This is a genomic window from Pseudomonadota bacterium (assembly GCA_023229365.1).
Taxonomy (GTDB): Bacteria; Myxococcota_A; Polyangia; order JAAYKL01; family JAAYKL01; genus JALNZK01.
Window position 1 is genome coordinate 26,437 of record JALNZK010000007.1, and the last position, 11,157, is coordinate 37,593.

12 protein-coding genes are annotated in these 11,157 nt (G+C 68.5%); 5 read left to right on the forward strand and 7 right to left on the reverse strand.

Features of this window, described 5'->3' with window-relative positions; genetic code table 11:
- Positions 1-2: 2 nt before the first annotated feature.
- The 3 genes from M0R80_06135 to M0R80_06145 all read right to left on the reverse strand — a co-directional run bounded on the left by M0R80_06135 (position 3) and on the right by M0R80_06145 (position 2,001).
- A complete protein-coding gene (locus tag M0R80_06135) occupies positions 3-992 on the reverse strand; it encodes a pyridoxal-phosphate dependent enzyme (GenBank protein ID MCK9459199.1) in 990 nt (329 codons plus the stop codon).
- A gap of 47 nt (positions 993-1,039) precedes the next feature.
- Positions 1,040-1,606 (reverse strand): hypothetical protein, encoded by a 567-nt coding sequence (locus tag M0R80_06140; protein MCK9459200.1) that lies wholly within the window; start codon positions 1,604-1,606, stop codon positions 1,040-1,042.
- Positions 1,607-1,689: 83 nt separating this feature from the next.
- Complete coding sequence (locus tag M0R80_06145) at positions 1,690-2,001, reverse strand: hypothetical protein (protein ID MCK9459201.1); 312 nt, start codon at positions 1,999-2,001, stop codon at positions 1,690-1,692.
- A 150-nt stretch (positions 2,002-2,151) separates the two neighbouring features.
- On the opposite strand from M0R80_06145, the gene M0R80_06150 reads away from it, so the two are divergent.
- The 4 genes from M0R80_06150 (at position 2,152) to M0R80_06165 (ending at position 5,109) form a co-directional block, all read left to right on the forward strand.
- Positions 2,152-2,607 (forward strand): hypothetical protein, encoded by a 456-nt coding sequence (locus tag M0R80_06150; GenBank protein MCK9459202.1) that lies wholly within the window; start codon positions 2,152-2,154, stop codon positions 2,605-2,607.
- A complete protein-coding gene (locus M0R80_06155) occupies positions 2,607-2,957 on the forward strand; it encodes a PilZ domain-containing protein (GenBank protein MCK9459203.1) in 351 nt (116 codons plus the stop codon). The genes M0R80_06150 and M0R80_06155 overlap by 1 nt, the downstream gene beginning before the upstream one ends.
- Positions 2,958-3,026: 69 nt before the next feature.
- Entirely contained in the window at positions 3,027-3,245 is a 219-nt protein-coding gene (infA, locus tag M0R80_06160; GenBank protein MCK9459204.1) for a translation initiation factor IF-1, read from the forward strand.
- 34 nt (positions 3,246-3,279) lie between these two features.
- Complete coding sequence (locus tag M0R80_06165) at positions 3,280-5,109, forward strand: M14 family carboxypeptidase N/E (protein MCK9459205.1); 1,830 nt, start codon at positions 3,280-3,282, stop codon at positions 5,107-5,109.
- Between the two features lie 4 nt (positions 5,110-5,113).
- Here the strand turns inward: M0R80_06165 and M0R80_06170 are convergent, their stop codons facing one another.
- The gene (locus M0R80_06170; GenBank protein ID MCK9459206.1) at positions 5,114-6,280 is read right to left on the reverse strand and encodes a radical SAM protein; all 1,167 of its coding nucleotides are present in this window, start codon (positions 6,278-6,280) and stop codon (positions 5,114-5,116) included.
- Between the two features lie 178 nt (positions 6,281-6,458).
- Between M0R80_06170 and M0R80_06175 the strand changes: the two genes are divergently transcribed.
- On the forward strand, positions 6,459-6,980 hold the full coding sequence (locus M0R80_06175; protein MCK9459207.1) for an ORF6N domain-containing protein: 522 nt from the start codon (positions 6,459-6,461) through the stop codon (positions 6,978-6,980).
- A gap of 140 nt (positions 6,981-7,120) precedes the next feature.
- Here the strand turns inward: M0R80_06175 and fusA are convergent, their stop codons facing one another.
- The 3 genes from fusA to M0R80_06190 all read right to left on the reverse strand — a co-directional run bounded on the left by fusA (position 7,121) and on the right by M0R80_06190 (position 11,114).
- On the reverse strand, positions 7,121-9,205 hold the full coding sequence (fusA, locus tag M0R80_06180) for an elongation factor G (protein MCK9459208.1): 2,085 nt from the start codon (positions 9,203-9,205) through the stop codon (positions 7,121-7,123).
- A 167-nt stretch (positions 9,206-9,372) separates the two neighbouring features.
- On the reverse strand, positions 9,373-10,881 hold the full coding sequence (locus M0R80_06185; GenBank protein MCK9459209.1) for an alpha-amylase family glycosyl hydrolase: 1,509 nt from the start codon (positions 10,879-10,881) through the stop codon (positions 9,373-9,375).
- On the reverse strand, positions 10,872-11,114 hold the full coding sequence (locus M0R80_06190; GenBank protein ID MCK9459210.1) for an AbrB/MazE/SpoVT family DNA-binding domain-containing protein: 243 nt from the start codon (positions 11,112-11,114) through the stop codon (positions 10,872-10,874). The genes M0R80_06185 and M0R80_06190 overlap by 10 nt, the downstream gene beginning before the upstream one ends.
- Between the last annotated feature and the right edge of the window lie 43 nt (positions 11,115-11,157).

An 11,157-nucleotide genomic window follows, 5' to 3' on the forward strand; every position in this document is an offset into this window, starting at 1 on the left:
GCTCACTCCGAGGCTCGCGCCGCCATCAGCTTGTCGATTGAGGAGTAGGTGTCAAGGAACATTCGCCTGCGGCCGTCGCCGGCGGCCGCGAGCAGCGCCGCGAGCGCCTTCCCCGTATAGGTCGGCTCGAGCGGAGCGGCCGACCCGCGGGCGCGGCGGATGGCGTCCTCGGCCGCGGCGGTCGGGTGGCCGTAGCCACGGCCGGCGAAGCCGTGCTCGATCCGCAGGCGGATCCGCGGCCGCCGGCCGAGATCGACGCGCGCGGCGAGCAGCGCGAACGTCCTGCGCGCGAGGAGCTCCGCGTAGGCCGCGTTCCCGGCGAGGCGCGTGGCGACGCGGATCGCCACGACCTCGCTTCGCACCCCGGCGAGCGCCAGGCCGAGCGCCAGGCCGACCGCCGTCCCGCCCGAACCGTAGGCGACGTAGATCTCGTCCGGGACGGGGCACGCGGACGCGGCGATCTGAGCCGCGAGCTCCAGGCCGCCTCCCACCCACCCGAGCGTGCCGGTCGGCGACGATCCCCCCGGGAACAGGACGCGCGGAGGCGACGGCGAACCGTCCGCGCCCGAGGCGATCCGCGCCGCGAGGTGCCCGACGGCGCCGAGGGTCGCGCCGGGCCTCCGCCGGCGCAGGAGCCCGGCGCACGATCCCTCGTTGAGCGCGAGCACCGCCGCCGTGTGGGCGGTCATGGGCTGTTCCGCGAGGACGCCGAAGCACTCCCGTCCGAGCGCGGCGGCGTGCACCGCGGTTGCGAGGACGTGGTGGGAGCCGAGCCCGCCGAACGCCAGGACCGGCCCGCCCCCCGTCGCGAGGAGGCGCTCCAGCTTGCGGACCTTGTTCCCGCCGTACAGGGGCGACGCGAGATCCTCGCGCTTGATCCAGATCCGCCCGGCGCCTGCCGCCTCGAGCCCGGCGAACGGCGCGACCGGCGTCGGCCACTCGCCGAGGCCGACCCGGGGGAAGCTCTCGAGCGCCGCGTTCGCGGCTTCCATCCGTGCCGTGTCGACGCTGGACAACGCGCCACCCGCCCCGCAGCGAGTCAGGAGTGGATCGCCGTCGCGAGGCGGCCCTCGCGGGCGAACCGGAAGACGAGGGTGCCCCAGCTCACGCCGATGCACAGCCAGGCTAGCGCGATCGACGGCAGGAGCGACGACTCGCCGAACGCCTTGAGCCCGACGCTGCGGTGGTACTGCTCGTACGTGCCGAGCACCGCGAGCTTGTCGCCCGACATGACGAGCAGCCCGCCGATGCTCAGCACGACGAACAGCATGAACACGACGGTGACCCAGTCGCTCGCGCTCCGCGCGGAGAAGTAGCCGACGAGGTAGCCGAGCGCCGCGGCCACCGGGTAGGACGCGATCGCCATGACGCTCGTCCCGGTCGGCAGGGTGCGCGTGTCGATCAGGTACATCCAGGACCAGTCCGGATAGAACGTGGCGAAGTAGATGCCCGCCGGGATGACGACCAGCGCCTCGAGGAGCATCAGGGCGTTGAAGTAGCGGTTGTACGAGACGGGGCGCTGCATCGTGCGGATCTGCAGGTGCGCGGAAAACGCCACGGACGAGCCGAGGAGGAGGTTCACCACGATGAAACCGGGGATCGTCAAGGCGCACCTCGTGTCGCAGCCATCGCCCCACTCTACGCCGGCCGCGGCGCCGAGGCAACGAGCGCGGCCGCGCCGGGAAAGGGCTACTCGATCTTCGCGGGCGGGGGAGCCGCGGCGGCGTCGGAGGCGACCGGGGGCGCGGGCGGGGGCGCGGGCGGCGCGGCCACCTTCGCCTCCAGCGCCTTGACGGAAGCGAGGACTTCCGCCAGCTTGTTGTCGAGTCGCTTGATCGCCATCGCGGTCGTCTGCGCGTTGCCGTCTCCGGTCGCGTCCACGGCGTCGAGCCTCGTGTTGATCGTGGTGTTGAGCAGGTAGATGCCCCCGATGAAGCCCACCAAGCACACCAGGATGAGGATCATGCGCCAGAGATCAAAGCCCTTCTTCGCCTCATTCATCTCTTCTCTCCTTCCCTCTCCCTTCCGCCTCGGGGTTCCGTTCCGCCTTTGGGTGAGCATACTGCCGCCCGCAGAAACAAAATAGTGGGTCGCTCGGATCAGCCTACCCGGTTTCCCTGCCCGTGCAAAGTGTGCTAACTTCCGCCCCCGATGACGCGCCCGGCATGCCAGATCGCGATCCTCGCGCTCGTCGCTGCGAGCGGCTGCGCCGCCGAGATCGGCGACAGCTGCACCTACGACGTGGACTGCTCGTCGAACTACGACAGGAATTGCGACCGCAACCAGCCCGGCGGCTACTGCCTCATCCTGGGCTGCGAGCCGGACTCCTGCCCGAACGAGGCCGTGTGCGTCGAGTTCACGACGCCCTGCCCTGCGGGGACCGATCCGGCAACGTGCGAGCAGATCGAGGAGAACCGCGAGCGCACGTACTGCCTGCGCCACTGCAAGAGCGACAAGGGGTGCCGCTCGAAGTACGAGTGCCTGCTGCCCGAGGGCGACGCCGACGAAGGCGGGACGGGCGCGCTGCCCGTGCTCGAGAACACCACCATCATCGACCTCGACTACGACCCCGACAGGGAGTGGGGCATCTGCGTCCCGAAGACCTGATGGCCGCGAGCAACCACTTCAGAGGGACCCCGAGGGCGCGCGCGGAGTGCCGCGTGTCCGTCGCCTTCCTCGAGCGCTCGATCCCGCCCCTGATCGCGTACACGAGCGACGTCGGTGCGGGCGGCCTGGGCCTGTCCTACGGCGAGGCGCTCCGGACCGGAGAGCGCGTCGAAGTGGCGCTCACGACACCCTCCCGATGGGCGCCGCTCGTCCTCCACGCCGAGGTCGCGTGGCAGCGAGCGGCCGAGTCCGGCGAACCGGGGGAGACCGGCTTCGCGTTCGTGGGGGCGACCGAGGCGGACGCGGCGGCGCTCAAGGATCTCATCTCGACCCTGGCGTTCGACGAGTGACGCGCCGTCCCGCTTCGCGGGAAAAGCCGTGTTGACCGAGAAATGAAAAGCGCTTAGGGTTCCCTCCGCATGACGAAACAGGATCACATCGAGCTGGACGGAATCGTGGAGGAGGTGCTCGCGGGAGGAATGTTCCGCGTGCGCCTCGAGTCGGGCCTCGTCGTGCGCTCGCACCTTGCGGGCAAGATGCGGAAGTTCCGCATCCGCATCGTCCTCGGCGATCAGGTGCGCCTCGCGGTCTCGCCCTACGACCCCTCGCGCGGCCGCATCATTTATCGCATCAAGTAGCGCCGCCGCCCTCTCCGCGTGATATAGTCGTCAGGTGCAACGCTGCGCCGAACACGGGGGACGCGCGAACCGCGTCGCCGCGGCCGTCGCCTGGGCGTGCGCGGCGGCGATCTCCACGACCCAAGCCGTCGCGAAGGAAGAGGATCGCTCGTCGTGGTCGTGCTCGTCGTTCGCCACGAACGACGAGATCGGCGACGCCCTCGCCGGCCACGAGGGCACCTACCCGGAGATCGCCGACGCGTTCGACGTCGGCACCTCGGTCGACGGGCGCACCATCCACGGCCTGAAGATCTCCGCGGAGGTCGGCGTCGAGAGCGAGGAACCCGAGATCCGGATCATCGGCGCCATCCACGGCAACGAGTGCCTCGCTGCCGAGATGGTGCTCGCGATCGCCGAGTGGCTGCTCGACGGCTACGGCGACGATCCGACGGCGAGCGATCTCGTCGACGGTTCCGAGATCGTCCTCGTCCCGCTCGTCAACCCGGACGGCTATTCCGACACGCCGTTCGCGACGCGCACGAACTCGAACGGCGTCGATCTGAACCGCAACTTCGGCTTCGGCTGGGTCCAGGGCGAGGGCGGCGACGAGGAGCCGTTCTCGGAGCCCGAGTCGCTCGCGATCCGGGACCTGAGCCAGGCTTCGAGCTTCACCATCGGCCTCACCTACCACACGATCTCTCCGTACGTGAACGGGCCGTGGAACTACCGCCCCGAGCACCCGCTCGACGAGGAGCTGGTCGACGCGATGGGCGACGCCTACGCCGGGACGTCGAGCTACGACGTCGTCTTCGGCTGGGACTGGTACCCTATCACGGGTGACGTCAACGACTGGTCGCTCGGGACGTCCGGCACCTTCGACTGGACGATCGAGCTGAACTCGGACACCGATCTCCAGTGGGACATCCACGGTCCCGGGGTCGCGGCGTTCCTCCCGTTCGCGCTCACCGGCGCCTCGGGGCTCGTCACCGACGCCGACTCGGGGGAGCCGCTCCCGGCGCGCATCCTGGTCGATCCCGAGGGCGAGCCGGTGTTCACCGACCCGGTCCTCGGGGACTACCACCGCGTCCTCCTGCCCGGGACGTACGACATCACGGCCGAGGCGAACGGCTACGCCCCGGCGACCGCGACCGGCGTGGTCGTCTCCGACGGCTCCGTCGCCCTGGTCGACTTCGCGCTCGAGCCGGACACCGCCACCTACTACGCCTTCGCCGTGAACCACATGGAGATGCCCCGCGTCATCGACGAGGGCTACTCCGCGTCGAGCTACCTCAACGACACGATTGCCAGCGCCGCGCTCGGCGCGCCGGACGACGTTTTCTACTCGTTGAGCCCGGGCGGCGCGATCACCCTGGACATGGGCCCCTCGGCCCCCATCACCGACGTCGCGGGCGACGATGTCGTCGTGCTGAGCGGGACCGGCAGCGGCGACACGATCGAGGTGTACGCCTCGGCGGACCAGGACGGCCCGTTCGAGGCGCTCGCGGACGGCTCCGGGGACGTCGCGGCCGATCTCGCGATCGCCGACCTCGCGTCTGCCCGGTACCTGCGGATCGTCGACACGACGAGCGGGCCGTTCAACGACGAGGAGGCGGGCTACGATCTCGACGCGGTCGTGAACGTCTCCCTGTCGGGCGGCGACGTCGACACCGACGCCGACACGGACACCGACACCGACACCGATTCCGATTCCGACACCGATTCCGACACGGACACGGGAGCCGATTCCGACACGGATTCCGACGCGGACGCCGATTCCGACGCGGACGGCGGCGCCGTCACCATGTCCCCGGGCGGCTGCGGCTGCGCGGCGATCGACCCGTCCGCGCGCGGGCCGGGCCTCCTCGCGCTGCTCTCCTGTCTCTGACGCTTCAGATGTGGCGAAACCTGAGCCCGAGCTCCATGCCGCGCAGGAGCGAGCCGCCGCCGAGCGCCCGGAGCCGCTCCGCGAGAGGGGCGAACTCCACGGCAGCGCCGGGCGCCGCGAGGAACGCCGAGAGCTCCAGGGCGTAGCCGGCGCGCCGCGCGACCACGAACGCGTCGCGGACGTCCGGCAGGAGCTCGAGGAACCTCGTGGCGGCGGCGTCGAGCGCGTCGGCGTCCTCGGTCAGGCGGCCCTCGAGCTCCGGCAGGAGGTTGCGGTCGTGATCCGAGATCAGCGCGCCGCGCGCCCCCTTGAGCCCGCGCAGGAGCTCGCGGATCTCCGCGACGATCTCGTGCTCCTCGAGCGGCTCGAAGAGGCCGTCCCTCCGCATCCCGGCGAGCGGTGAGCCCGGCTCGACCCCGAGGGTGCGCAGGCGCACGTGCTGCGGATCGATTGCGCGCAGCACCGCCGCGGTCTCCCGCGAGTGGACCGCCGTGAGGGCGCGGCCGCCCAGGCCGGGCATGACGTAGCAGCACACCTCGAACCCGGCGTCGATCGCGCGCCGGCACCCCTCGACGTGGTGCTCGCCGCGGCACCCCTTGCGGATGAGCGCGAGCACGGCGTCCGAGCCGCTCTCCACGCCGACATGGATCCGCGTGAGCCCCGCCCGTCGCAGCGCCGCGAGGTGCTCGGGCGATCGGGCGCACAGGGTACGCGAGCGGGCGTACGTCGTGACGCGGCTCACCGACGGGAACCGCTCCTTGAGGCGCTCGAGGACCGGGACGATCCGCTCGAGCGGCAACACCAGCGAGTCCGCGTCCTGGAGGAAGGCGTGCTCGCCGCCGCGCGCGAGCCAGAGGGCGACGCGCCGCTCGTCCTCGGTCGCCGAGTGGTCGCGCACGATCGACAGCGCGGCCGCAGGATCGACGGGCCCGTTCGCGCTCGCCGCGCCGAGGCGCCCCCGCACCCGCGCGGCCGCGTCGGCGAGGAGGTCGATGTCGCCGATGATCTCCTCGACCGGGCGCCGCCCGAACTTCTCGCCCTTGTACACGGCGCAGAACGCGCAGTCGTTCCACGGGCAGTTGCGCGTGACGCGCAAGAGGAGGCTCGTCGCCTCGCTCGGCGGCCGTATCGGCCCGAGCTCGACCTCTCTGGTCCTGGAATCCTGCGCCACTTCTCCAACCCTCCGTCCACTAGGTCCATACCGTCCATTTCGTCCACTGGCTAGTGGATGGACGAAGTGGGCATCGCGTACCCAGTGGTCGATTTTCGGCAACCTTTTTCGCGAACGTCCGATATCGGTCGCAGCGGGCGCGGTTACGCTGTCGCGCCGGCGAACGAAAGGGCCGATCATGGTGAAAGTCGAACTGGTTCCGCTCGCGCAGGTGGAGCGCACCATCCTATTCGTCCGCGGGTACAAAGTGATTCTCGACGCGGATCTCGCTGCGATGTACGGGGTTGAGACGCGCGAGCTCGTGCAAGCCGTGAAGCGCAATCGTGAGCGCTTTCCGGAAGATTTCATGTTCCGGCTCACCGACGAGGAGTCGGTGTCTTTAAGATCACAGGCTGTGATCTTAAAGAAGAGCGGACGCGGGCAGCATCGGAAGTATTTGCCCTATGCCTTCACCGAACAGGGCGTCGCGATGCTGTCGACCGTGCTGCGCAGCCCGCGCGCGGTGCAGGTGAACATCGAGATCATGCGGGCCTTCGTACGCCTTCGGCAGATGCTCGTGGCAAACGCCGACCTCGCCCGCAAGGTCGCCGCGCTCGAGAAGCAGTACGACGCACAGTTCAAGGTCGTGTTCGACACGATACGGGAGCTCATGGCGCCGGAGGCGAGACCGAAGCGCCGGATCGGGTTCGGGAAAGAGTGAATGGCGCGATTGCCGCCATTACTCTGCCACTACCGTTCTCGGTCCATACCGTTCATTCCGTCCACTGGCTAGGAGATGGACGAGATGGACTTGGTGGACGCATTGGACGGAGTGGACGGGAAGGAAGGGAAGAAGGAGGCTCAGTCCTCCTCGTCGTCGCCCTTGTACGCCGCCACGACCTTCTCCTGGACGTCGCGCGGGACCTCGTCGTAGTGCGAGAAGGAGACGGTGAACGTGCCGCGGCCGCCCGTGATCGAGTCGAGCTCGTTGGCGTACCTGAGCAGCTCGCCCATCGGCGCCTGCGCCTTGATCACCTGGTAGCGCCCGCGCGCCTCCATGCCCATGACGCGCCCGCGGCGCGAGCTGATGTCGCCCATCACGTCGCCCATGAACTCGTCCGGGCACACGACCTCGAGGTTCCAGATCGGCTCGAGCAGGTACGCGTCGGCCTTCTCGACCGCGGCCTTGAACCCCTTGGAGCCGGCCATCTGGAACGCGGCGTCCGAGGAGTCGACGTCGTGGTACTTGCCGTCGTACACGGTCACCCGCACGTCGACGAGGTTGTAGCCCGCGATGACGCCCTTCACCATGCGGGCGACGACGCCCTTCTCGACCGAGGGGATCCAGTTCCGCGGGATCGCGCCGCCGACGATGGCGTTGACGAACTCGAACCCGCCGCCGTGCGGGAGCGGCTCGACGTTGAGGTAGCACACGCCGAACTGGCCGCGGCCGCCGGTCTGCTTCTTGTGCTTCCCCTCGACGCCCTCCACCTTCTTGCGGATCGTCTCGCGGTACGGGATCTTCGGCGGGAAGAGCTCGGCCTCGACCTCGAACTTGCGCCGGATCTTCTCCATGGTCAGCTCGATGTGCACCTGGCCCATGCCCGCGATCTGCGTCTCCTTGACCTCGGCGTCGCGGATGACCTTGATCGTCGGGTCCTCCTCCGCGATGCGGTTGAGCGCCTGCCCGATCTTGTCCTCCTCGTTCTTGTCCTTGGCGCGCACGGCGTAGGTGATGATCGGGCTCACCTCGGGCAGGAACTCGAACGCGACCTTCCGCTTCTCGTCGCAGATAGAGTGGCCGATGGGCGTGAGCTTGAGCTTGGCGAGCGCGATGATGTCGCCGGGGCCCGCGGACGGCACGGGCTCCTGCTTCTTCCCGAACGGGACGAGGATGGATCCGAACCGCTCGCGCTCCTCCTTGTTCACGTTGAAGAACGAGGTGTCCGCGTTGAGGGTGCCGGACCAGACCCGGGCGATCGCGAGGCTGCCCGTGAACTTGTCGAGCACGGTCTTGAACACGGTCGCCGCGAACGGCGCGCCCTCGTCGGGCGCGATCTCGATCTCCGCACCGTCGACCGTGCCCTTGCGCGCGGGCCGGTCCGCCGGCGAGGGGAACCTTTCGCAGATGAGGTCGAGCAGCGGCTGGATGCCCACGTTCTTGGTCGCCGAGGTCACGACCGCCGGCACGAGCTGGCCGCTCGTGATCGCCTTGGGGAGCGCGACGTCGATCTCGGCGTCCGACAGCTCCATGGTCTCGAGGAACTTCTCCATGAGCGCGTCGTCGCTCTCGGCGATCACCTCGATGAGCTTCTCGCGCGCGGCAGCCACCTCGTCCTTCATGTCCGCGGGCACCGGGATCTCCTCGATCCCCTTCCCGCCGTCGCCCGGGAACTTGAACGCCTTCTGCCGGAGCACCTCGACGACGCCCTTGAACGCGTCCTCGGCGCCGATCGGGATGATGAGGGGCGCGATCCGCTTGGAGAGGAGCTGCCGCGCCGACTCCATCGTGGCGCCGAAGTCCGCGCGCTCGCGGTCCTGCTTGTTGACGACGACGAGCCGCGGGATGTCGAGCTGCTCGGCGAGCGCGTACATCTTCTCGGTCATCACCTGCACGCCGTCCACCGCGGAGATGCAGACCACCGCGATGTCGCTCGCCCACAGGGAGTTGCGCGCGTCCACGAAGAAGTTGTTGTCGCCGGGGGTGTCGAGGATCTGGATCTTCCTCTTCTGCCACTCGGTGGCGGCGAACGCGGACGAGATCGAGCTCTGGCGCTTCAGCTCCTCGGGCTCGAAGTCGAACGTCGAGGTCTCGTCGAGCACCGATCCGAGGCGGGTCGTGGCGCCCGTGTCGAACAGGATCGCCTCGGCGACGGACGTCTTGCCGCTGCCGCCGTGCCCGACCAGGCAGACGTTCCGGATGTTCTTCGTGTCGTACTTTTTCATGTGGTCCTCCGGCCCCGCGGCCGCGTTTCTGGGTCAAAACAAGGACCACGCTATGTAGATCAGCTCGTAATCAAGGTCAATTGGAGGAAAAAGGGATGGGAAGAATGGGAATCAGGGGAAGAATGGGAGGGGGCTCTCTCCTATGCCTCCTATGATTCCCGTGATTCTCATTTCCCCTCCCTCAGGATCAGCGCCGTCTTGCCCGGCATCCTCAGGTCGAACCACCCGCCCTCGACGTGGATCGCCGCGCCGGTGATCTTGCAGACGAGCTCGGCGCCCGCGAGCCGCTCCTTGACGCGCGTCGGCAGGCGCGGGTTGTCCGCGATCGAGATCGGGATCGACCCGGGCATGTCCTGCCACCCGTTGTGGATCGCGACGATCACGACGTCGTCGTCCACGTAGCGCAGGAAGACGAGCACGAAGTGATCCACGTACAGGCAGGTGAAGTCCCCTGCCCAGAGCGCCGGGCTCTCGCGGCGGATCCGGACGAGGTGGCGCAGGTGATCGTAGATCGCCTTCTCGTGCGGGAAGCCGGGCCTGACCTCGTACCTTTCGTCGAGCTTCTCCCACTCGAAGTCGCGCCGGTTGTCCGGATCGCCGTGTCCCTGCATGCCGAGCTCGACGCCGTAGAAGAGCTGTGGGATGCCGCGCACCGTAAGCTGGAAGCTGAGCGCGAGCCGCATGGCGCGCGCGGCGGCGGCGGGATCCTGGAGCCTGTCGACGAGCATCGTCATGAAGCGCGCCGGCAGATCGTGGTTGTCGAGCAGGGTCGTGAGCTTGTTGTGGTTCGTGTACGCCCCGTCCCGCTCGAGCAGGCCGTAGCCGCGATCGTACGGGGAGACGAAATCGTGCAGCGAGCCGCCGTCGACGAAGACCCGCCGAATCGCCTCCTGGAGCGGAAAGTCGAACAGGCTGTCGAACGCCCACGAGCGCTGGAACTGCGAGATCTTGTCGATGTCGAACTCGAGCACCTCGCCGAGGAGCGCCACCTCCGGGTAGAGCCCCCTGACCTGCGTCTTGAAGTCGTTCCAGAACACGCGCTCGACGTGCTTCACCGTGTCCATGCGGATCCCGTCGATGCCGGTCTCGCGGATCCAGTCGAGGATCGTGCCGATGTGGTAGTCGGACACGTCCTTGGCGTCGAGGTCGAGGTCCGGGAGGCACGACAGCTCGCCCTGGGTCTCGTCCGCGGCGCACGAGATCCCGGCGCGGTTGAACCAGTGGCGGCGGATCGGCGTGGGGTTCGGCTCCGCGTCGCGCGTCCCCGGGTGATCGTAGCCGGTGTGGTTGACGACCATGTCGAGGATCAGCTTGAGCCCCGCCGCGTGGAGCGCGCCTGCGAGATCGCGGACGTACCGCTTCGAGCCGCGCGGGTACTCGCCGTTGTCCACGTAGAAGCGCGGATCGACCGCGTTGAAGTCGAGCGCCCAGTAGCCGTGGTAGCCGTCCGCGTCCGCGAGATCGATCTGCAGGTAGACCGGCGTGATCCAGACGGCCGTGACGCCGAGCTGGACGAGGTACGGGATCTTCTCGCGCAGCCCGTCGAGGTTGCCGCCGTGGCAGCGGCGCGGATCCTGCCGGTTGACGCTCCTCGCGATCGCGGGATCCGGGTTCGGCACGCCGTGGAACCTGTCCAGGATAACGAAATAAATGATGTCCTGCTGGGTCAGAGACATACGGTCTTCCCCTTCTCGGTGCCCCTATCACGCAAGCCGGAATCGTTCGCTTGGGCGAGCATTCCCCTCAGGTCCTCGAGTCGGCCCAGCGGCACGAGCAAGAGGAAGTCTCCCTTCTCGACTACGGTGAATTTCTGCCCCGGCTTGAGTTTGAGCCTTTCGTGGACGTGCTTCGGGATCATCACCTGGAAATTCGAAGTCGCAATCATGGGTTCCTTCTTTTTCTCGGTCAACCGGAGCTCACTCCGCGAAGTCGTAGCGCGCGACAAAGACGTC

Coding starts and splice junctions, on each gene's coding strand:
- M0R80_06135 (MCK9459199.1), bottom strand. CDS start 992: ATGGAAGCCGCGAACGCGGCGCTCGAGAGCTTCCCCCGGGTCGGCCTC.
- M0R80_06145 (MCK9459201.1), bottom strand. CDS start 2,001: ATGAATGAGGCGAAGAAGGGCTTTGATCTCTGGCGCATGATCCTCATC.
- M0R80_06150 (MCK9459202.1), top strand. CDS start 2,152: ATGACGCGCCCGGCATGCCAGATCGCGATCCTCGCGCTCGTCGCTGCG.
- M0R80_06155 (MCK9459203.1), top strand. CDS start 2,607: ATGGCCGCGAGCAACCACTTCAGAGGGACCCCGAGGGCGCGCGCGGAG.
- infA (MCK9459204.1), top strand. CDS start 3,027: ATGACGAAACAGGATCACATCGAGCTGGACGGAATCGTGGAGGAGGTG.
- M0R80_06175 (MCK9459207.1), top strand. CDS start 6,459: ATGGTGAAAGTCGAACTGGTTCCGCTCGCGCAGGTGGAGCGCACCATC.
- fusA (MCK9459208.1), bottom strand. CDS start 9,205: ATGAAAAAGTACGACACGAAGAACATCCGGAACGTCTGCCTGGTCGGG.
- M0R80_06185 (MCK9459209.1), bottom strand. CDS start 10,881: ATGTCTCTGACCCAGCAGGACATCATTTATTTCGTTATCCTGGACAGG.